General features: G+C 72.4%; 14 protein-coding genes. 9 read left to right on the forward strand and 5 right to left on the reverse strand.

Annotation, left to right across the window (positions count from 1 at the left end; all coding sequences use genetic code 11):
- Nucleotides 1-131 precede the first annotated feature (131 nt).
- The 4 genes from WMF45_RS13930 to WMF45_RS13945 all read left to right on the forward strand — a co-directional run bounded on the left by WMF45_RS13930 (nt 132) and on the right by WMF45_RS13945 (nt 6,804).
- The gene (locus WMF45_RS13930; RefSeq protein WP_437717384.1) at nt 132-3,683 is read left to right on the forward strand and encodes an HAD-IC family P-type ATPase; all 3,552 of its coding nucleotides are present in this window, start codon (nt 132-134) and stop codon (nt 3,681-3,683) included.
- Entirely contained in the window at nt 3,680-3,964 is a 285-nt protein-coding gene (locus WMF45_RS13935; RefSeq protein WP_437717385.1) for a hypothetical protein, read from the forward strand. The genes WMF45_RS13930 and WMF45_RS13935 overlap by 4 nt, the downstream gene beginning before the upstream one ends.
- Nucleotides 3,961-4,575, forward strand: coding sequence for an HMA2 domain-containing protein (locus tag WMF45_RS13940; protein WP_437717386.1), 615 nt, complete (start codon nt 3,961-3,963; stop codon nt 4,573-4,575). Before WMF45_RS13935 ends, WMF45_RS13940 begins: the two co-directional genes overlap by 4 nt.
- 912 nt (nt 4,576-5,487) lie before the next feature.
- Nucleotides 5,488-6,804 carry a collagen-like protein gene (locus WMF45_RS13945; RefSeq protein WP_437717387.1) on the forward strand — a complete coding sequence of 439 codons (1,317 nt, stop codon included), beginning with the start codon at nt 5,488-5,490 and terminating at the stop codon, nt 6,802-6,804.
- A 221-nt stretch (nt 6,805-7,025) separates the two neighbouring features.
- On the opposite strand, the gene carB is transcribed toward WMF45_RS13945, so the two are convergent.
- From carB to WMF45_RS13970, 5 genes are all read right to left on the reverse strand, one after another.
- Nucleotides 7,026-10,292: a carbamoyl-phosphate synthase (glutamine-hydrolyzing) large subunit gene (gene carB, locus WMF45_RS13950; RefSeq protein WP_437717388.1), complete on the reverse strand. Its 3,267-nt coding sequence runs from the start codon at nt 10,290-10,292 to the stop codon at nt 7,026-7,028.
- Between the two features lie 3 nt (nt 10,293-10,295).
- A complete protein-coding gene (carA, locus tag WMF45_RS13955; protein WP_437717389.1) occupies nt 10,296-11,462 on the reverse strand; it encodes a glutamine-hydrolyzing carbamoyl-phosphate synthase small subunit in 1,167 nt (388 codons plus the stop codon).
- 357 nt (nt 11,463-11,819) lie between these two features.
- A complete protein-coding gene (locus tag WMF45_RS13960; RefSeq protein ID WP_437717390.1) occupies nt 11,820-13,538 on the reverse strand; it encodes a carbamoyltransferase family protein in 1,719 nt (572 codons plus the stop codon).
- Between the two features lie 172 nt (nt 13,539-13,710).
- Nucleotides 13,711-14,928 carry a molybdopterin molybdotransferase MoeA gene (locus WMF45_RS13965; RefSeq protein WP_437717391.1) on the reverse strand — a complete coding sequence of 406 codons (1,218 nt, stop codon included), beginning with the start codon at nt 14,926-14,928 and terminating at the stop codon, nt 13,711-13,713.
- Nucleotides 14,925-15,461: a MogA/MoaB family molybdenum cofactor biosynthesis protein gene (locus WMF45_RS13970; protein WP_437717392.1), complete on the reverse strand. Its 537-nt coding sequence runs from the start codon at nt 15,459-15,461 to the stop codon at nt 14,925-14,927. Before WMF45_RS13970 ends, WMF45_RS13965 begins: the two co-directional genes overlap by 4 nt.
- A gap of 254 nt (nt 15,462-15,715) precedes the next feature.
- Here WMF45_RS13970 and WMF45_RS13975 point away from each other — a divergent pair, with 254 nt between their 5' ends.
- The 5 genes from WMF45_RS13975 to mreC all read left to right on the forward strand — a co-directional run bounded on the left by WMF45_RS13975 (nt 15,716) and on the right by mreC (nt 20,663).
- Entirely contained in the window at nt 15,716-16,669 is a 954-nt protein-coding gene (locus WMF45_RS13975; RefSeq protein ID WP_437717393.1) for a prolipoprotein diacylglyceryl transferase, read from the forward strand.
- 537 nt (nt 16,670-17,206) lie between these two features.
- Nucleotides 17,207-18,151: an RNA recognition motif domain-containing protein gene (locus WMF45_RS13980; RefSeq protein ID WP_437717394.1), complete on the forward strand. Its 945-nt coding sequence runs from the start codon at nt 17,207-17,209 to the stop codon at nt 18,149-18,151.
- Between the two features lie 195 nt (nt 18,152-18,346).
- The gene (gene rpmG / locus WMF45_RS13985) at nt 18,347-18,508 is read left to right on the forward strand and encodes a 50S ribosomal protein L33 (RefSeq protein ID WP_012235039.1); all 162 of its coding nucleotides are present in this window, start codon (nt 18,347-18,349) and stop codon (nt 18,506-18,508) included.
- Nucleotides 18,509-18,621: 113 nt separating this feature from the next.
- Nucleotides 18,622-19,656 (forward strand): rod shape-determining protein, encoded by a 1,035-nt coding sequence (locus WMF45_RS13990; RefSeq protein ID WP_276598056.1) that lies wholly within the window; start codon nt 18,622-18,624, stop codon nt 19,654-19,656.
- A 149-nt stretch (nt 19,657-19,805) separates the two neighbouring features.
- On the forward strand, nt 19,806-20,663 hold the full coding sequence (mreC, locus tag WMF45_RS13995) for a rod shape-determining protein MreC (RefSeq protein WP_437535265.1): 858 nt from the start codon (nt 19,806-19,808) through the stop codon (nt 20,661-20,663).
- Nucleotides 20,664-20,667 lie beyond the last annotated feature (4 nt).

The raw sequence follows: 20,667 nt of genomic DNA on the forward strand, positions 1-20,667 counted from the left end.
CGAGGGCGCGGGCGTGACGGCAACGAGGGCGCGGGCGCGCCGCCGCGCCGGCCCGGCGGCTCGATGTGGCTCGCTCGCACACAGGCGCTGGCTCGACCTTTGAAAAGGCCTCCGCCTCAGCGCGGAGGATCATGGAGCGTCGGGGCACGGGCTGGATCGATCTTCGTGGCGGGCGCAGGGGCCGCGGCGGCGGCGCGCGGCGGCGCGCTCGCGCGGATCGCACGCCTGGGCGCGATCTGCACGGGCCCGCCGGGATCGCGCGGGTGCGCGCGGAGGTGGCCGGCCTCTTCGGAGACGCTGCGCGCGCCGCGCGCATCGAGCGCGACCTCGCGGCGATCCCCGGCGTCGTGTCCGCGCGGGCGAGCGCGCGCACCGGGCGGGTGCTCGTGCGCGTGGGGGAGGACGCGGCCGACGAGGCCGCGCTCGTGCTCGGCGCCCACGCCGCGCCCGGCGCCCCGCCGCCGCCGTCCGCGCGCCGCGCCGTGCGGGCCATGGCCGAGGGCGTGGGCGCGCTCGTGCGCGCGGCGCGCCGCTACGCGCGCCCGCGCGAGGGTACGGCGGGCGAGGGCGAGCGCCGTGCGTGGCAGGCGCGGGCCTGGGGGAGCCAGGGCGCGCCGGCCGGGCAGGGTGAGGGCGCGCCGGCCGGGCAGGGTGAGGGCGCGCCGGCCGGGCAGGGTGAGGGCGCGCCGGCCGGGCAGGGTGAGGGCGCGCCGGCCGGGCAGGGTGAGGGCGCGCCGGCCGGGCAGGGTGAGGGCGCGCCGGCCGGGCAGGGTGAGGGCGCGCCGGCCGGGCAGGGCGGAGGCGAGCGCGCCGGCCGCGTCGACGTGGTGCTCTGCGCCCACGCGGAGGACGCGGGCGAGGTCGCCCGCGCGCTCGGCGTCGATCCGCGCGAGGGGCTCCCCGGCGCCGAGGCGCGCCGCCGCCTCCGCGCGGTCGGCCCGAACGAGCTCGCCGGCGTCGCGACCCGCTCGTCGATCGAGATCCTCGCCGGGCAGGTCTTCACGGTGCCCACGGCGATGCTCCTCGGCGCGGCGGGCCTGTCGCTCGCGCTCGGCGACATGATCGACGCCGGCGCCGTCCTCCTCGTCGTCGGCGCGAACGCCGCGATCGGCACGTACACGGAGTCGCGCGCCGAGGAGCTCCTGCACGCGTGGGGCGACCTCCGCGTCGGGTGGGCGCGCGTCGTGCGCGACGGGCGCGAGCAGCGGCTCGCCGCGTCGGAGATCGTGCCGGGCGACGTGCTCGCGCTGCGCGCCGGCGAGCCGGTCGCGGCGGACGCGCGCGTCGTCGACGCGCACGGCCTCGCCGCCGACGAGAGCACGCTGACCGGCGAGAGCGAGCCCGCCGAGAAGTGCGCCGCGAGGGTCGACGGCGGCGCGCCGCTCGCCGAGCGCCGCGGCATGGTGTACGCCGGCACCACGATCGCTTCGGGCGAGGGGGCGGCGGTGGTCGTCGCGACGGGCCGGTGGACCGCGCTCGGCGACATCCAGCGCGCGCTCTCCCGCGAGTCCGAGCGCACCCCGCCGCTCGAGCAGGAGCTCGCCTGGATCGGCCGGCGCCTCGCGACCTTCGCGCTCGCGAGCTCGTCGGCGGTGATGGTCGTCGGCCTCGCGCGCCGGAGGCCGCTCCGGGCGCTCTTGCGGAGCGCCGTCGCGCTCGGCGTCGCCGCCATCCCCGAGGGGTTCCCCACCGTGGGCACCACGGCGCTCGCGCTCGCGAGCCGCCGCCTGCGCGGCTCCGGCATCGTGATCCGCCGCCTCGCCGCCGCCGAGACGCTCGGCGCGGTGAGCGTCGTCTGCGCCGACAAGACAGGCACGCTCACCGAGAACCGGATGCAGGTGGCCGAGATCTTCCTCCCGGGCGAGGGCGCCCTGCGGGTGGAGCGCGCCCCGCGCCGCGGCGGCGGCGCGGGGCCTGGGCGCGGGATCGCGCTGATCGGTGAGGACGGGCGCGAGGTCGACGCCGCCGCCCCGCGCGTGCACGCGCTCGCGCGCATCGCCGCCCTCAACGCCGACGTCGAGCTGAGCGAGGCGGGCAAGGTCGTCCAGGGCAGCGGCACCGAGCGCGCCCTCGTGGAGTTCGCGCTCGCCGCCGGCTACCCCGTGTCGGCGCGGCGCCTCGCGGCGCGGCGCGTGAGCGAGGCGCGGCGCTCGGCCGAGCGGGCGTTCATGGTGACGGTCCACGACCACCCGGAGCTCGGGCACATCGAGCTCGTGAAGGGCGCCCCCGAGCAGGTCGTCGCGCGCTGCGACGCGCCGCCGCCGCGCGAGGGGGCCGGCGACGAGCGCGGCGAGGTGCTCCGGCACAACGACGCGATGGCCTCACGGGGGCTGCGCGTGCTCGCGCTCGCGTGGCGGCAGAACGGCCGGCCGGACAACGACGCTCCGCTCGAGTTTGCCGGCCTCGTCGGCCTCCGCGACCCGCCGCGCCCCGGCGTGCGGGAGGCGCTCGAGGCCCTCTCCGGCGCCGGCATCCGCACCCTGATGCTCACGGGCGACCAGGAGCGGACCGCGCGCGCGATCGGCGTCGAGCTCGGCATCCCGCCGGACGCCGTGCACAGCCGGGTCACCCCGGAGGCCAAGCTCGACATCGTGCGGGCGCTCCAGCAGGGCGGCGCGATCGTGGCGATGACGGGCGACGGCGTGAACGACGGGCCCGCGCTCAAGGCGGCCGACGTCGGCGTGGCCATGGGCAAGCGCGGCACCGACATCGCGCGGGCCGTGGCCGACGTGGTCCTCGCCGAGGACGATCTGCCGAGCCTCACCGAGGCGGTCCGCGAGGGGCGGCGGCTGCACGACAACGTCCGCCGGGCGATCGCCTACTTCGTCGCGACGAACGCGAGCGAGGTCCTCACGATGCTCGTCGGCGCCCTCTGCGGCGCCTCGCCGCTCACGCCGCTGCAGCTGCTCTGGATCAACCTGCTCACCGACGTGGCGCCGGCGCTCGCGCTCGCGCTCGAGCCGGCCGAGGCCGGCGTCATGCGGCGCCCCCCGCGCGACCCTGCGGCGCGGCTGCTCGGCGCGGCCGATCTCCGCGCGCTGGGCGTCGACGCGGCCGCGATGTCCGGCGCGTCGCTGTCGGCGTACGCGCTCGGCGGCCGGGCCACCGCGGGGACGAGGGCGTTCACGGCGCTGGTGACCGCGCAGCTGCTCCACATCCTGGCCTGCCGCGCCGGCGCCGGGGAGGGCGCTGCGGCGGCCGCGCTCCGCCGGGACAGCCCGCACGTGGCCCGCGCGCTCGCCGCCACGTCCGCGCTCCAGGCGCTCGCGCTCGGCTCCAGGTCCCTGGGCCGCCTGCTGGGGGCGCAGCGCCTCCGCGCCGGGGAGCTCGCGCTCGCCGTGGCCGTGGGCGCGCTTCCCGCGCTGCTCCGCGGTCCTCTGGGGCGCTCCGCGAGCGCTGGCCGGGAGATCGTGATCGTCAACGGCAGGCGCGTGGAAGCGGAAGCGGAAGCGGAATTGGAGTCGGAATCGGAATCGGAGTCGGAGTCGGAGTCGGAATCGGAGTCGGGCTCGGAGTCAGAAGCCGAATCGGACGCGTCAGCAGAAGCGGAAGCAGCAGACGCGAGAGCGGAAGCGGAAACGGACCAGGGCGCAGGCGAGGATGCGGGGGCGGCCGCGAGACGCAAGCAAGGCGTGCGCGCCGCGCGCGTCGCCGGGCTGCGCAAGGGAGACATGGCATCATGAAGTTCCATCCACCGTCGTTCGCCCTGGGGGTCGGCACGGCCGTCCTCCTGATGGGCAAGAAGCAGCACCTCCGGCCGGTGGTCGTCGAGATCGCGGCGCTCGGGCTCCACCTGAGCAGGCTGGGCCTTGGCTTGCTAGAGCGCCAGCGGGAGCACGTCGAGGATCTCTTCGCCGAGGTCACCGAGCGTGTGCGGCAGAAGGCCGCGGGCGGGGCGCGCGGTGAGCGGGCTGCGCGCAAGAGCAACGGCGCCTCGGAGCTCCACGGCGAGCCGTCGTCATGACGTCGCCGGCGGTCCTCGTCGTCCACGCCCTGGAGCGGCGCGTCCGCCTGCGCGCGCCGGCGCTGGCCGGCCATCGTCGGGTGTGCGAGCGGATCGCGGAGCAGCTCGCGGCCGATCCGGCCTGCGAGGTCGTCTCGATCCGTCCGATGACGGGCTCGGTGATCGTCGAGCGCTCCGAGGGCGGGCTCGATCCGGAGCGGCTCCGCGCCCGGCTCGCCGGGCTGGTCGACGGGGCGCGCGAGGACGACGGCCACCCGCTCGGCGCGCCGCGGCCCGAGGGGCACCCTGGTCCGACGCGCGTCGCCCGCGCGGTCGCGCACGCCTTTGCCGGGATCAACGCCGACGTGCGCGAGGCGATGGATTACCGCGCGGATCTGGGCACCATCTTGCCGGTCGTCTTCGCGGCGGCGGGGCTCGCCGAGGTCGGGGCGACGCGCAGGCTGCCTGTGCCGGCCTGGTTCAACCTGCTCTGGTGGTCGCTCCGGTGGTTCATGACGTTCAACCCCGGGGCGATCTCGGAGGAGCTGCACAGCGGCGGCGGGGCGCAGGGCCAGCCGGGCGTCGCAGGCGAGGGGCCTGGCGAGGCGGCCCCGGTCTGCGACGATCTTTAGAGCGACGGTCACCCGCTTCGGATACGGGCCCATCTCGGCGTTTTCGGTGCTCAGCGCACCGGAGTGCGCTTGCGCGCCGAAAACGCCGATCTGGGCCCGTCTCCTGTGCGGGTGACCGCCGCTCGGCACGTGGGCGAGGTGGGGCGGATACCGCTGTGGAGAGGCATGTGCGCGCCGCGGACGCACCGCCGGTCGCGGCGCTCCGGGCGCGGCTGAAGGCGGGCCCATCGGCTCGGAGCGCGGGGGCAGCGCTTGGCGGGAGCTGCTACCGCGCGCTCGCGCGGAGGGCAGGAGAGGGTGGGACGAGGGCATTCCGCCGGCGGGGCCAGGATTCTCGGCGTTCAGCTCGCCTCGGACATCGCCCTGCGATCGCGGCGTGAGCGTGTCGGCGCGCTTTCGAGCCCGTGGCGCCGCCTGTCGACCCCGACGTAAAGCGGCGATGTATCACAATGGCTCGGGAATAGATTGAACCTTGGTGGCCGGGCGCGTACCTTCCTGGTCCGGATCGTAAGCCCCGGAAGCAGAGGGGAACACGTTGATGGCGCGACTGCAATTCCCGGTGTGGCTAGGCCTGACTGTTGCATCGCTCGCCGTGTCTCCTGGCTGTAGCTGTGGCAGTCCCGACGTGTCCGTGCCTGGGGCCGGGTCGGGGGGTGAGGGTCTCGGGGGGGCCGGCGGGGCCGGTGCAGGCGATCCTGTGGCTTCGGCGGGCGGAGGTGGGGCAGGTGGGCGTCCCGAGGTGGGGGATCGGGGCATCGCCGCGGGCGAGATGGTCAGCGCGGGGAAGGTCGTGAGGAGTCCGAGCTATCGCATGGTCTTCACGCTCGGTCAGCCGACGCAGAATCAGGGAAAGACGACCTCACCGAGTTACCGCGTGCAGGGCGGTCTGGTCGGGGCGAACGGGAGCGTGCCATGAACGGGATGGGACGGCGTGTCCTCGCGATGGGTGTTCTTCTCGCCGCCTCCGTCGGCCTCGTGCGCGGCGCGGCCGCCGCCGTGCCGATGCAGATCTCGCATCAGGGGCGGCTCTTCACGGCCAACGGCGAGCCGGTCAATGACGTCCTCTCGGTGACGTTCGCCATCTATGCCGCCGAGGACGACGACGAGCCGCTCTGGAGCGAGGTGATCGCGCTCTCGTTCGACGAAGGCTTTTTCTCCACCGTGCTCGACTTCACCGAGGAGCAATCCGCGAAGGTCTTTGACGGCTCGGTTCGCTACATCGGAATCACGGTCGGGGACGATCAGGAGATGGAGCCCCGCGCTTCGATCGGGAGCGTCCCGTATGCGATGGTCGCGAACAACGCTGTTGGTGAGATCACGCCGAAGCTGGTGAAGATCGGCGGCAGGGTCGTCATCGACGAGAGCGGCAACTGGGTGGGCAACTCGAGCGGAATCGCGGGGCCGATGGGACCGGCGGGTCCGACAGGGCCCCAGGGACCGACAGGGCCGGAGGGACCGACAGGGCCCCAGGGACCGACAGGGCCGGAGGGACCGACAGGGCCCCAGGGTTCGACAGGGCCCCAGGGACCGACAGGGCCGAAGGGGCCTGAGGGGCCCGTGGGCGCGACAGGGCCCGAGGGGCCGGCTGGCCTGCCCGGCGAGAGGGGGCCGATGGGGCCCGAGGGGCCGATGGGGCCCGAGGGGCCGATGGGACCGATGGGACCCGAAGGGCCAATGGGACCCGAAGGGCCCATTGGACCGGAGGGGCCGATGGGACCCGAAGGGCCAATGGGACCCGAGGGACCGATGGGACCCGAGGGACCGACCGGGCCAGTGGGCGCAACAGGGCCTCAGGGGCCGACGGGTGTGGTCCTGACGATCGCGATTGCGGGCAACATGGCTCCCCTTTTTGAGGGTGGCAGCGCCGCCTATGTCTTCGTCGGCCCCCCGGGGTCGGTGACCATCACCGGCAACCAGCGCGTGACCGGATCGGCCTCTGCGCCGCTCGGGCTGCAGCCGTCACGCGCTGCGTTCGTCGCCCCGCTCGGCCTCTGTTACCAGCGGCGCGGCACCGGCGAGATCGTCAACTTCTTCGGCGGCACCTTCGCGAGCCACTACTTCACGCCGACCCGCACAACCTACTCGGTCTCTGCCACGACGGTGCTGCCGGAGGGCGAGTGGAATGTCGGCATGTGCGTCCGCAATGAGGGGACCAGCGCGATCCTGGGATCGACCACGTCGACCGGCAACGGCATGGTGAACGGCTGGTTCATCGTCACGAACGACTGAGGGCGAGCCTGCCGTCTGGGTTCGTGCACCCACCTCTGCTCTGATGGAGTCGGCAGGCCCCGTGCGGGGGCATCCGTCGCGGGGCGCGGAGAGGGCCGGTCTTGATTCTGCTCTCGGGAGGGCAGCCGGCCCCATGGGGGAGTGCCCGTCGCGGGGCCGGGCGGCTCGGTACAACCTCCCGAGCCACCCGGAGCCGCTCTTCGCCGCGCCAGCGCTTCAGGTCACCTGAGCGCCACCGGGCTCCGCGCGAGGTACTCGTCGTAGGACAGAGTCCGCAGATCCTCGATCCTCTTCGCGCGCATCGCCCCGATGACCGCCCGCGCGAGCTGGAGGTCCGTGAGGAGCGGGATGTTCGCGTCGACAGCGCGCCGCCGGATCAGGTAGCCGTCCGGGCGGCCGAGCTGGTCGTACTCGCGGGGGATGTTGATCACGAGATCCACCTTCCCCTGCTCGATGGCGCTCATCGCCGTCTCCCCCTCGTCGGGCTGCTTCGCGAGGCTCGTGCACTCGAGCCCGAGCGCCCGGAGCGCCTCGGCCGTGCCCGGCGTCGCGAAGATGGGGAGCTTCAGGTGCTCGGCGATGACGCGGGCCTCGTCGGCGAACCAGTACTTGTCCTCGAGCGGCCCGAGCGACAGCAACACGCCCTTCTTGGGGAACCTGAAGCCGGTCGCGAGCAGCGAGTGCAGGAGCGCCTCGTGCATGTCGTCGCCGAAGCAGCCGACCTCGCCGGTGCTCGCCATCTCGACGCCGAGCATCGGATCGGCCCCCACGAGGCGCGAGAACGAGAACATCGGCGCCTTCACCCCGACGTAATCGAGGTCGAGCCCGCGGTTCTCGACCGGCTGCGACACGCCGAGCATCCTGCGCATCGCCTCCCGGACGAAGTTGTTCCCCGTGACCTTCGACACGAAGGGGAAGCTCCGCGACGCGCGCAGGTTGCACTCGATCACCTTGACCGTGTTGTGCTTGGCCAAGAACTGCATGTTGAACGGCCCGGTGATCGAGAGCGACCGCGCCACCTGCTGGGCGATCTGCTTGATCCTGCGGATCGTCGCGATGTAGAGCGACTGCGGGGGCAGGACGAGCGTCGCGTCGCCGCTGTGGACGCCGGCGTTCTCGATGTGCTCGCTGATCGCCCAGAGGATGATCTCCCCGCGGTCGGCGACCGCGTCGATCTCCACCTCGCGGGCGTGGGTCTCGAACTTGGACACGACAACGGGGTAGGCGGGGGAGACGGCCTTGGCCCGGGCGAGGATGCGATCGAGCTCGTTGGGCTCGTGCGCCACGCTCATGGCCGCGCCGCTCAGCACGTAGCTCGGCCGGACGAGGACAGGGAAGCCGCCGAGCTTGTTCACGATCTCGCCCGCCTGGCCCGCGTCGACGACGTGCGCCCAGCGCGGCTGGTCGATCTCCAGCCGGTCCAGCAGATCGCTGAACTTCTTCCGGTCCTCGGCGGTGTCGATGCTCCCCGGGCTCGTGCCGAGGATGCGCGCCCCCGCCTCGTGCAGCCGGAGCGCCAGGTTGTTCGGGACCTGCCCGCCCATGCTGACCACGATGCCGTAGGGCTGCTCCCGCTCGTAGATGTCGAGCACCGTCTCGAAGCTGATCTCGTCGAAGACCAGCTTGTCGCACGTGTCGTAGTCGGTGCTGACCGTCTCCGGGTTGTAGTTCAGCATCATGGTCTCGTAGCCGAGCTCCGAGGCCGCGCGGATCGCGTTGACGCAGCACCAGTCGAACTCGACGCTCGATCCGATGCGGTAGGCGCCGGAGCCGAGCACCATGATCTTCTTCCGCCAGGACGGCGCGACGTCCGTGGCCGACGCGTGGTAGCTCGAATAGAGGTAGTTCGTCTCGGCGGGGAACTCGGCCGCGAGCGTGTCGATCTGCGCGAGGTGCGGCACGACGCCGTGCCGCTTCCTGGCCTCCCGGATCGAGCCCCGCGGCGCGCCGGTCAGCGTGCCGATCATCCGGTCGCTGAAGCCGAGCTGCTTCGCCTCCCGGAGCGTCGCCTCCTCGAGCGCCGGCTCCTGCGCGGCCTTGTCGGACTGCGCGGGGACGGCGACCTTGAGCGTCTTCAGGTCCCGGTGCATCCGGACGATCGGCTCGATCTGGTTCAAGAACCACCGGTCGATCTTGGTGAGGTTGTGGATCTCGTCGACCGACATCCCCTCCTGGAGCGCGCGGGCCACGGCGAAGATCCGGAGCGGCGTCGCGTTCTGCAGCTCGTCGCGGAGGTCCTTGAAGGTGAACGCGTCGGGGTCGAGCCCCTTCACCCCGATGTCGAGCATGCGGAGCGCCTTCTGGATGACCTCGGGGAACGTCCTGCCGATGGCCATGACCTCGCCGACGCTCTTCATCTCGCTGCCGATCCGCATCGAGGCGCCGCGGAACTTGCCGAGGTCCCAGCGCGGGACCTTGCAGACGAGGTAGTCGAGCGCCGGCTCGAAGAACGCGGTCGTCCTGCGGGTGATCGCGTTGGCGATCTCCGGCATGGTGTAGCCGACGGCGATCTTCGCGGCGACGTAGGCGAGCGGGTAGCCCGTCGCCTTGCTGGCGAGGGCGCTCGACCGGGAGAGGCGCGCGTTCACCTCGATGACCCGGTAATCGGCGCTGTGCGGGTCGAGCGCGTACTGGATGTTGCACTCGCCCACGATGCCGAGGTGGCGGATCGTCTTCAGCGCGACCGAGCGGAGGAGCTGGTACTCCTCGTCGTTCAGCGTCTGCGACGGGGCGACGACGATCGACTCCCCGGTATGGATCCCCATCGGGTCGAGGTTCTCCATGTTGCAGACGGTGATGCAGTTGTCGCGCCCGTCGCGGACGACCTCGTACTCGATCTCCTTCCAGCCGCGGAGGCACTCCTCGACGAGCACCTGGGGCACGCCGCCGGCGAAGCCGCGGCGCACGGCGTCCTCGAGGTCGCGCTCGCTCTCGACGATGCCGCTGCCCTTGCCGCCGAGCGCGTAGCCGCCGCGGAGCATCACGGGGAACCCGATCTCGCGCGCCGCCACCATGGCCTCGGCCGCCGAGCGGCAGGCGCGGCTGCGGGCGGTCTTCACGCCGATCTCGTCGAGGCGCTCGATGAAGAGCCGCCGGTCCTCGGTGTCGCGGATCGCCTTGATCGGCGTGCCGAGCACCCGCACGCCGTACTTGTCGAGGATGCCCGAGTCGTGGAGCTCGAGCCCGCAGTTGAGCGCCGTCTGCCCGCCGAAGGAGAGGGCGATCGCGTCGACCTCCTCCTTCACGATGATCCGCTCGACGAACTCCGGGGTGACCGCGCAGAGGTGGATGCGGTCGGCGAGCCCCTCGCTCGTCTGGATGGTGGCGATGTTGGGGTTCACGAGGACGGTGGCGATCCCCTCTTCCTTGAGGGCCTTGATCGCCTGCGATCCCGAGTAGTCGAACTCGCCGGCCTGACCGATCTGGAGCGCGCCGGAGCCGAGCACGAGGACGCGCCGGGGTTTCTTGGGGAGATACGCGCCGTACATGGCTCAGCTCCTTCCTGCGGTGGGGGTGGCGCGGGGCTCCGCGGCAGCGGCCCCCGCGGTCTTGAGTCGCGAATCGGAGGACCCCTTCATCGCGCCGCAGAGGCGGAGGAAGTCGTCGAACAGGTAGCCCGCGTCCTCGGGCCCGGGCGTCGCCTCGGGGTGGAACTGGACGCTGAAGAAGGGGCGGAGCCGCGAGCGGATGCCCTCGTTGGTGCCGTCGTTGATGTTGACGAACCAGGGCTCCCACTCGGCGGGCAGCGACTCGTGCTTCACCGCGTACCCGTGGTTCTGGCTCGTGACGTAACAGCGGCGGCTCAGGAGGTCCTGCACCGGCTGGTTCACGCCGCGGTGGCCGTACGGCAGCTTGAAGGTGTCGCCGCCGGCGGCCAGCGCGAGGATCTGGTTGCCGAGGCAGATGCCGAAGAGCGGCTTCGTGTAGGTCCCGAGCAGGCCGCGCACCGCGGCGACGAGCTGGCCGAGGTCCTTCGGGTCGCCGGGGCCGTTGCCGATGAGGACGCCGTCGGCGCTCTCGGCGAGCTCGGCGATGGGCGCGTGGTACGGGGCGCGGATGACGGTGACCCCGCGCCGCAGGAGCGAGCGGACGATGTTGTCCTTCGCGCCCGCGTCGATGAGGAGCACCTTCAGGGGGCCGCCCTCGTACGTGATGGGCTCGCGGGGCGAGACGAGGCGGAACACCTCCTCGCGCATGTCCACGGCCTCGGCCGAGCGCTTCACCCGCTCCAGGTCCATCTCGGCCGGGCACAGCCAGCCCTTCATCGTCCCGACCTCCCGGAGCCGCCGCGTCAGCGTGCGCGTGTCGATCCCCGTGATCGCCGGGATGCCCTCGCTGGCCAGCCAGGCGCCGAGCGAGCGGACCGCGGCGTGGTGGCTGTAGCGCTCCACGTAGCTCTGGACCACGAGCCCCTGCACCTGGATGCGGTCGGCCTCGTAGGGCCCGTCGACGCTGCCTGCTTTGCGCGGCGCGGGCACGCCGTAGCTGCCCACGAGCGGGTACGTGATCGTCAGGATCTGACCTCTGTACGAGGGATCCGTGAGCGTCTCGACGTACCCCGTCATGCCGGTGTTGAAGACGACCTCGCCGCTCACCGCGCGCGGGGCGCCGAAGCACCGGCCCGTCATGGTCGTGCCGTCTTCGAGTACGAGCTTCATCCGATTCGCATCCATCCTCTTTGACCGCCTGGGCCGCCGCGGCGCGGACCCTTACGCAGGAGGGGCCGTGAGCGCATGCAGCGCCGTGGGCCCATGGGGTACCAGGTCCGCGCGCACGCCGCGCGGCGGGCCGGCATCATGCTCGAGGCAAGGCGTCCAAGCACCCCCGGTCGTCGGAGCCGGTTGCACCGGCGCTCCGTCGAGGTGGGGCAGGGCGCCCTGCGTCCCGTTCTTCCACATGCCGGGGACGCCCATTTGCCGTCCCCTCGCTCCACGTCAACCACGAACTTTCGGCCGCGCCTCCACGGCCGCTTCCGGCGGGCTTTTCGCGGCCTCCCCGGAGCGCGCGCGGTCTGCCTAGAGGGCCGGCGCGCGCTCGAGGTAGGCCCGCTCGAGCACGAGCACGTCCATCTTGGTCCGGAGGAAGCAGTCGAGCGCTTCCTTTGGGGTGCAAACGATCGGCTCGCTCGCGTTGAAGGAGGTGTTCAGGAGGACGGGCGTGCCCGTCTGCCGGCCGAACTCGCTGAGGAGCGCGTGGTAGCGCGGGTTCTCCTGGGCGGTCACCGTCTGGAGGCGCCCCGTGCCGTCGACGTGGGTCACGGCGGGGATCTCGGCGCGGCGCTCGGGCTTGATCTTGTAGACCTTGACCATGAACGGGTCCGGCGAGGTCTGCTCGAAGTAGTCGCCGACGCGCTCGAGGGGCAGCGCCGGCGCGAAGGGGCGGAACATCTCGCGGCGCTTGATCCGCTCGTTCATCGCGTCCTTGATGTCCGGCCGCCGCGGGTCGCAGAGGATGCTGCGGTTGCCGAGCGCGCGCGGGCCGTACTCCATCCGCCCCTGGAACCAGCCGACCACCTTGCCCTCGCTGATCGCCCTGGCGACGCGGGGGATCAGGTCCTCGTCGGGGAGGGTCTCGAACGCGACCTGCTCCTTCCGGAGCAGCTCGTCGATGGTCTCCTGCGAGAAGGCCGGGCCGAAGTAGCTGTGCGTCTGGTGGAAGCCGCGCGGGTTGTCGAGCTTGTGGTGGTGGACGTAGAGCGCCGCGCCGAACGACGTGCCCGCGTCGCCGGCCGCGGGCTGGATGAAGACGTCGTCGAACAGCCCCTTCGGCCGGATCTTCCCGGCGGCCACGCTGTTGTAGGCGCAGCCGCCCGCGAGGGCGAGGCGCGGCGAGCCGGTGAGGTGCTTCGCCGTCGCGAGCAGCTCGAAGTAGACCTCCTCGAACGCCGCCTGCGTCGAGGCGGCGACCGCCATGAAGCGATCTTCCATCCCGCTCTTCGGGCTGCGGGCGGGGCCGAGCAGGTCGATCAGGCGCTCGGAGTGGATGGGGCCGTAGCGGGGCTCGCCCTCCCAGGTCATCGCGATGCCCTTCGTGTGGTGCTGGAAGTACTCGAGCCCCAGCTCGAACGCCCCGTCCTTGACGCGCACCACCTGCCGCAGCTTGTCGAGCAGATCCGGCTGGCCGTAGGCCGACAGCCCCATGACCTTGTACTCGTCGCCGAACTTGGGGAACCCGAGGTACTGCGTCAGGCCCGAGTAGAACAGCCCGAGCGAGTGGGGGAAGCCGACGTGCCGGAGGATCTCCAGCTTGTTGCCGCGGCCGCGCGCCCACATCGTGCTGACGAAGTCGCCGAAGGCGTCGATGGACAGGACCGCCGCCTCGTCGAAGCCCGAGGGGAAGAACGCGGAGGCGAGGTGCGCGCGGTGGTGCTCGACGCTGTGCGACGCGGCGCGGATGCGCTTCGGGTCGACGCCGAGCGCGGCGCCGAGGTGCACCTTCGGGTCGCTCGCGCCGAGCGAGCCCTTGAGGAGCCCCGCCGGCGAGCGCCGCGTCAGCGCGTAGAGGAGCTTGTCGCCGAGGTGCGCCCTCGTGTCGCGGCTGATCGCGATGTGATCGATGTCCTCGACCCGCGCGCCGGCGGCGCCGAGGCAGTACTCGACCGCCAGCCGCGGGAAGCCCGCGCAGTGCTTGATCCTGCTGAACCGCTCCTCCTCCGCCGCCGCGACGAGCTGGCCGTCGACGAGCAGGGCTGCCGACGCATCGCCGTGGTAGGCGTTGATCCCGAGGATGAGCATGGCTCCGCCATCTTCCGGCGCCCCCGCGCGAGGGTCAAGGTGAGCCCTCCGCCCGAGCGAGGCGTGATGGAGCGCTGGTTCGTGACGTAAATACGCCGGCCGCGTGGCAATGCCGTGCGCTGGAGGCAATGCCGCGCGCTGCGGGCAATGCGCGGCATTGCGCGGCGCGCTGTCAGATCTCCGCGAGGCGGATGGCCTCGAGGCGATCGCCCTCGTCGATGCGCTCCCGATCGGCCGGCACGAGGACGAGCGCGTCGGCCTCGGCGAAGCTCGTGACGGCGCCCGACGCCTGGTTCGCGGCGATGCGGGCGACGAGCTCGCCGCTCGAGGCGTCGAGGCGGGTGCGGAGGAACTCGGCGCGACCGGCCTGGCGCCTGAGCGCGCTGTCCGCGCGGACGATCACCCGGGGCGGCCGCGGCGCCGCGTCGCCCTGGAGCGCGCGGAGCAGCGGCACGCCGAAGAGGACGAACGTGAGCGAGGCCGAGGCCGGATTGCCTGGCAGCCCGAGCACGTGGACGACGCCGCACCGCGAGAGCTCGGCGCGCCCCACCGCGAGCGGCTTGCCCGGCTTGATGGCGACGCGCCAGAAATCGAGCGACACGCCGGCCGCCTCGAGCGCGGGGCGGACGATGTCGTGGTCGCCGACGCTCACGCCGCCGACGGTCACCACGAGATCGGACCCGCGCAGCGCCGTCGACACCGCCTCGGCGGCGCGCGCCGCGTCGTCGGGGACGAACGGCGCGATGCGGACTGCAGCGCCGGCCGCGCGCGCGGTCGCGGCGATGAAGTAGCTGTTCGACTCCGGGATCGTGCCCGCGGGGCCGGGCGAGCCGGGCGCGCGCAGCTCGTCGCCGGAGCACATCACCGTGACCACGGGGCGGCGCGCGACGAGGACGCTTGGGCGATCGAGCGCGGCCGCGAGTGCGACCTTTCCCGGGGTGAGCCGCGCTCCGCTGCGCAGCGGGACGGCGCCCTCCGCGAGGTCCGCGCCCCGGCGGCGCACCCAGGCGCCCGCCCGCGGCGCTTCCTGCAGGGTGATCTCGTCGCCGCTGCGCGCGGCGTCCTCCTGCGGCGCGATCGTGTCGGCGCCGGGCGGCAGCCGCGCGCCGGTGAAGATCCGACACGCCGTGCCCGGGTGGAGCGCCGGCAGCGGGCGGCCGGCCGCGCTCTCGCCGCGGACGGGCAGCCTGAAGGGCCCGCTGCCCGCGAGGTCGGCCGAGGCGATGGCGTAGCCGTCCATCGCGCTGTAGTCGAAGGCCGGCATCGCGTCGGCGGCCGCGATGTCCTCGGCGAGCACGCGCCCAGCCGCGTCGTCGAGCGGCACCCGCTCGGGGCCGACCGGGGCAGCGGTCGCGAGCAGCCGATCGAGCGCCTCTTCGAATGAGATCATCGGCGCTGCTCCTCGCCCTGCACGGGCTGCGGGGGCCGGTGGTGGTGTCCGCCCTTGCCGGACGCCAGCGTGACCGCGTGCGCGAGGACGGGGCCGATGATCTGCGTGACGGCGAGCTCCACCGCCTTCGGGCTGCCGGGCAGCGCGATCACCACGAGCCCTCGCGCGACGCCGGCCGCGGCGCGCGACAGGATGGCGTTCGGCCCGATCGCGTCCCAGCTCAGGCGCCGGAACGCCTCGCCGAAGCCGTCGAGCGTCTTCTCGAAGAGCGGCGCGAGCGCCTCGAGGGTCCGGTCGCGCGGGGCGATCCCGGTCCCGCCTGTGGTGACGACCGCGTCGGCCGAGCCTGCGTCCGCGATCTGAACGATCGCCCCTCGCAGCAGCTCGGGCTCTTCGCGGATGACGGCGTGGGAGGTCACGGAGAAGCCGGCGCGCTTCAGGAGCTCGCCGAGGAGCTGTCCGCCCTCGTCATCGTCGAGGGTCCGGGTGTCACTGAGCGTCAGCGTGGCGACGCGCACGGGGGAGCGGCTCATGCGGCAGGTTTACGCCTGTCCCCCGGGGTTGGCGAACTCTTGACGACACCGGCGCGGCGTCGCGGCGGACTTCGCGCGGGCGCGGTGGCCTCGTGGCGCGGCGGCGCGTTGCTCGACCGGGCGAAGGCGGCCTCGCTGCGTCCCTGGCGCCCCCGCCCCGCTCAGCGCGCCCCGGCGCGCGTGGCGCGGCCTTGTCGCTCCGACGTCATCGACGGCGGATGGCTTTCGCCTCGTCGCTGCGCTAGGGGAGCGACGTGTCAGGCCCTCTGATCCCGTACATCGAGCTCCCCGAGATCCCGCTCGCTTTCCTGGAGCACATCCCGCTCGTGGGGCAGCTCATCGATCCGGCGAAGCCGCCCTCGATCAAGCCGTTCGGCACGCTGGTGGCGCTCGGCGTCTACATCGGCGCCGTGGTCGCCACGCGGCACGCGCGCGAGCGGCGCCTCGACGAGAAGAAGATGAGCGAGTTCATCTTCTGGGTCGTGGCGGCCGGGTTCATCGGCGGGCACGTCCTCGACGCGATCTTCTATCACCCGCAGCGCGTCGCCCGAGATCCTCTCTACCTCTTCGCGCTCTGGGACGGCCTGTCGAGCTTCGGCGGCTTCACCGGCGCGCTGACCGGCGCCTTCGCGTGGCGCTTCTATCGCCGCGAGCGGATCATGCCCTACTGCGAGGTCGTCAACAGCGCGTTTCCGCTCGCGTGGGTGTTCGGGCGCGCGGGCTGCGCGTCGGTCCACGATCATCCGGGCCGTATTTCCGACGCATGGTTCGCGGTCCAGTACCCGCTCGGGACGGGACACGTCGGCCGGTTCGATCTCGGCCTATATGAGTGTGTGCTCGCGATCCCGCTCGCGATCGCGTTCGCGTTGCTCTGGCGCCGGAACCCCCATCGTCCGCTCGGTTTCTACACCGGGATCATGTGCACCGCGTACGCTCCGGTGCGGTTCGCGCTCGATTTCCTGCGCGAGCGGGAGGGCACGGTCGTCGGCGGCGATCCGCGCTATGCCGGTCTCACTCCCGCGCAGTGGGCATGCTTCGGTCTGTTCGCGGTGGGGCTCTATTTCCTGCGCATGGCGGCGCGCGGCGAGCCGTCGAGCGCCGGGGCGAGCCCGCTGGACGGCGCTTCGCGCGTCGCGGACGATGATCCGTCCGACGAGGACGATGAGGCCGAGGCGCCTCGGGCCTCCCGCACCCGGGCCGAAAGGTGACCCCGCACCTGGGCACCTTGGACCGGTCGTCTCGGATTTCGGGCAGATCCACGCCGCGCGATGCGCTCATTCGCCGGGCGGCGCTGGACCGCTCGGCCCTCCCGAGCGCCGGTTTTCCCGAGCGCCGGTCTGGCGACGCCCGCCTGTGACGGAGCGCGCGCTGCGGGGTCTCTGGTCGCCTGGACCGGCGCCCCGGGCCTCCGGACCGGCGCTCGCCTGAGGGGTGAAGGCGCGGAGGGGGCGCGGAGGGGCGCGGAGGGCCACCGACGGCTCCCTCCTGGCCTTCATTTGGCTCGCCCGCCCGTGGCGGGTCCCTTGACGCGCCAGGGGCGCCAGATATCGTGGGGTGGAGTTTGCACCAGAGGGTCGGCCCGCCGACCTTCGCTCGATTAGCTCGGTCGCTCCTTCCGCCGACGGAGGGGCGGCAGGGGCGATCGAGAGGCGCGCTCGCGAAAGGCTCCGTGTCATCGACATCGATCACGGAGCGAGTGGACCAAATAAGAGGGAACGCAGGGGCCAACCCCAGGTTTTTCTACAATGGCTGAAGATTCGCGTAAGTTGTTCGTGGCGGGCTTGCCCGACTCCATCACCGAAGACGTTTTGCGGCAGCTCTTCGAGGCCACCGGCGGCAACGTCGTCGAGGTCAGTCTTCCGAAAGATCGCGCGACGGGTCGTCCGCGCGGGTTCGGTTTCGTCACACTCTCGACGACCGGCGAAGCCAACGCCGCGCGCGAGTCGCTCGACGGTTCATTTCAGGGCGGCAAGTCCATCTCGGTCCGCCCCTTCCAGGCCGAGCCGCCGCGGCGCGAGGGGCGCCCGATGGGCCCCGGCGGTGGCCCCGGCGGCGGCGGTCCAGGTGGCCCTGGCGGCGGTGGCGGTATGGGCGGCGGCGGGCTCGCTGCAGCGCCCGATCGCACCCTCTACGTCGGCAATCTCCCCTACGACGCGAGCGTCGAGGAAGTCGAGGGGCTCATCGGCTCGACCGGCGCCGGTCCGGTGGTGCGGGTCCACCTCCCCATGGATCCTGACGGTCGCAAGCGCGGGTTCGGCTTCGTGACGATGGCGAGCGCCGAGGCGGCGCGCGGCGCGATCGATGCCCTGCGCGGCGTGGACGTGCGTGGCCGGCGGCTCGTCGTCAACCTCGCTCACCCGAAGGGTGAGCGGCCGGCGCGCGAGGACCGTCCGGGCGGCTTCGGCGGTGGTGGCGGCGGCTTCGGCGGTGGTGGCGGCGGCTTCGCCGGCGGAGGCGGCGGCTTCGCCGGCGGCGGCGGCGGCGGCGGCGGCGGCTTCGGCGGTGGTGGTGGTGGTGGCGGAGCTCCTCCGCCGCCTGCGCGCAAGACGTTCGATGATCGCCGGCGGCGCGGCGCTCACGACGGGGACGGTCCTCCCGGGGCCGGTGGCGGCGCTGGTGGTGGCGGCCGGCGCAGCAACAACAAGAACTGGGATCGCGGCCGCACCGGTGACGACTGGGACGACGAATGAGCGCTCCCGGTTGACAACTGCATCGTTTCTCGTAGGGTAGCGCCCTCCAGACGGGCGGTCGGGCGTCGCTGATCCGACACACGTCCTCTGGTGCCCCCTGCCGGTTGCGGTGCTAGCGCTTCCCGTGCTGCCCGTGCCTAGGTTCAACCAGGGCCGCCTGTGGAAACAGGTCGGCCCTGTCTTCGGAGACCTCCGATGCGCGACATCATCAAGCTGACGTGCGGCAACTGTGGCCGCGCGAACTACCACACGACGAAGAACAAGCGGACGATGACGGACAAGTTCGTCATCAAGAAGTTCTGCCCGACCGAGCGCAAGCACACCGAGCACAAAGAAGGCAAGATCTCGAAGGGCTAGGCCACGCTGCACCGCTGGCCGCCGCCGCCGGGCCCGCGCAAGCGGGCGCCTGGTCGGGCTGCTGCATCCTCTGCGGTGCTCGGCTTAACCTTTTTCCTTTCTAGGGCGAAGCGATGATCTTCGACTGGCTCTACGGCCTGTTCTCGAACGATCTCGCGATCGATCTCGGCACCGCAACCACCCTCATCTACGTGAAGGGCAAGGGGATCGTGTCCTGCGAGCCCTCGGTGGTCGCCGTCCAGCGCGATGCTCGCGGCGGCAAGAAGGTGCTCGCCGTCGGCCGCGAGGCGAAGGAGATGCTCGGTCGCACCCCCGGCAACATCCAGGCGGTGCGACCGCTGCGCGACGGCGTCATCGCCGACTTCGAGATCACCGAGGCGATGCTCCGGTACTTCATCGCGCGCGCGCACAACCGCCGCACGCTCGTCAAGCCGCGCATCATCATCTGCGTCCCGTTCGGCATCACCGAGGTCGAGAAGCGGGCGGTGAAGGAGAGCGCCGAGGGCGCCGGCGCGCGCGAGGTCTACCTCATCGAAGAGCCGATGGCGGCCGCGATCGGCGCCGGGCTGCCGATCACCGAGCCGAGCGGCAACATGGTCGTCGACATCGGCGGCGGCACGACCGAGGTCGCCGTGATCTCCCTCGCCGGCATCGTCTACTCGCAGAGCGTTCGCGTCGGCGGCGACAAGATGGACGAGTCGATCATGGCCTACATGAAGCGCAAGTACAACATGGCCATCGGCGAGCAGACCGCGGAGCGCATCAAGATCACGATCGGCAACGCGTACCCGCTCGAGCAGCAGCTCACGATGGAGGTCAAGGGGCGCGACATGGTCGCGGGCATCCCGAAGACGGTCGTCGTCAACTCCGACGAGATCCGCGACTCGCTGAGCGAGCCGACGAACGCCATCGTGGACGCCGTGCTCATCGCGCTGGAGCGCACGCCGCCCGAGCTGGCGGCCGACATCGTCGACAAGGGCATCGTGCTCACCGGCGGCGGCTCGCTCCTCAAGAACCTCGACGTGCTCCTCCGCGAGGAGACGGGGTTGCCCGTGATGGTGTGCGACGACCCGATCAGCGCCGTGGTGCTCGGCAGCGGCAAGGCGCTGGATCACCTCGAGCTCTTGAAAGAGGTCACGATCAGCTGAGGGTCGTCTTCGTGTCCCGCCCGTGAGCACGCCGGCGGGGGTGTTTGCGGCGCGCGGCGAGCCGCCCCGCGCCGGGGTGGGCGCCGCGCGCGGCGTCGAGAGGGGTGGCCTCGCGGGGCGCCTCGTACTACCTGGGTCCGGGAGCCACGGTGAACCTCAAACGCTACCGCGACTTCGTGATCGTGCTGTTGGCGCTCGCGGTGCCGTTCTGGTTCCTGCGCGCCAGCATGCGCGACCCCAAGCAGAACACGGGGGCCGACCGGATCATCATCAGCATCGCGGCGCCGATCCAGTACGCGGCCGCGACGCTGGCGCGCGGGATCTCGAACCTCTGGGGCGACTACATCTACCTGGTCGACGTCAAGGAAGACAACGCCAGGCAGGCCTCGCAGATCGCCCGCCTCCGAGAGCGGGTGCGGAAGCTCGAGGCGCTCGAGGAAGAGAACCGCCGCCTGCGCAGGCTGCTCGACCTGCGCCAGAGCCTCCGGACCGACGTGGTGAGCGCCCAGGTCGTCGGCAAGAGCACGAACGATTTCTTCCGGGTGGTCCGCGTCACGCTCGATCGCGAGGCGCGGGACATCGGCTCCAACTTGCCGGTCCTCTCCGCGGACGGCGTCGTCGGCACCACGCTGAAGAGCGCCGGCGACACGGTCGACGTGCGGCTCGTCGTCGACGGGGGCAGCGGCGTCGACGTGGTGGTCGAGCGCACCGGCGCGCGCGGCTTCGTCCGCGGCACGGGCGACGAGAGCAAGTACTCCTGCAGCGTCGAGTACGTGCAGCGCACCGACGAGATCGAGGTCGGCGATCTGCTCGTGACGAGCGGCGTCGGCCGGCGCTTCCCGAAGGGGATCCCGGTCGGGACCGTGACGCAGGTCGTCCGTCGCGACTTCGGCATCTACCAGCAGGTGTACGTCGCGCCGGCGGTCGATTTCTCCCGGCTGGAGGAGGTGCTCATCGTGACGACGACACCTCCGGAGGAGACGCCCCCCCAGGCGCAGCGGAGGTGACGCG

It is taken from the genome of Sorangium sp. So ce448 (assembly GCF_051520915.1).
Lineage (GTDB): Bacteria > Myxococcota_A > Polyangia > Polyangiales > Polyangiaceae > Sorangium > Sorangium cellulosum_B.

Bases quoted from the DNA above. Each gene is read 5' to 3' on its own strand.
- carA (WP_437717389.1), bottom strand. From the start codon at position 11,462: ATGAAGCTCGTACTCGAAGACGGCACGACCATGACGGGCCGGTGCTTC.
- WMF45_RS13990 (WP_276598056.1), top strand. From the start codon at position 18,622: ATGATCTTCGACTGGCTCTACGGCCTGTTCTCGAACGATCTCGCGATC.
- WMF45_RS13965 (WP_437717391.1), bottom strand. From the start codon at position 14,928: ATGATCTCATTCGAAGAGGCGCTCGATCGGCTGCTCGCGACCGCTGCC.
- WMF45_RS13935 (WP_437717385.1), top strand. From the start codon at position 3,680: ATGAAGTTCCATCCACCGTCGTTCGCCCTGGGGGTCGGCACGGCCGTC.
- WMF45_RS13980 (WP_437717394.1), top strand. From the start codon at position 17,207: ATGGCTGAAGATTCGCGTAAGTTGTTCGTGGCGGGCTTGCCCGACTCC.
- WMF45_RS13930 (WP_437717384.1), top strand. From the start codon at position 132: ATGGAGCGTCGGGGCACGGGCTGGATCGATCTTCGTGGCGGGCGCAGG.
- carB (WP_437717388.1), bottom strand. From the start codon at position 10,292: ATGTACGGCGCGTATCTCCCCAAGAAACCCCGGCGCGTCCTCGTGCTC.
- rpmG (WP_012235039.1), top strand. From the start codon at position 18,347: ATGCGCGACATCATCAAGCTGACGTGCGGCAACTGTGGCCGCGCGAAC.
- WMF45_RS13945 (WP_437717387.1), top strand. From the start codon at position 5,488: ATGAACGGGATGGGACGGCGTGTCCTCGCGATGGGTGTTCTTCTCGCC.
- WMF45_RS13940 (WP_437717386.1), top strand. From the start codon at position 3,961: ATGACGTCGCCGGCGGTCCTCGTCGTCCACGCCCTGGAGCGGCGCGTC.
- WMF45_RS13970 (WP_437717392.1), bottom strand. From the start codon at position 15,461: ATGAGCCGCTCCCCCGTGCGCGTCGCCACGCTGACGCTCAGTGACACC.
- WMF45_RS13960 (WP_437717390.1), bottom strand. From the start codon at position 13,538: ATGCTCATCCTCGGGATCAACGCCTACCACGGCGATGCGTCGGCAGCC.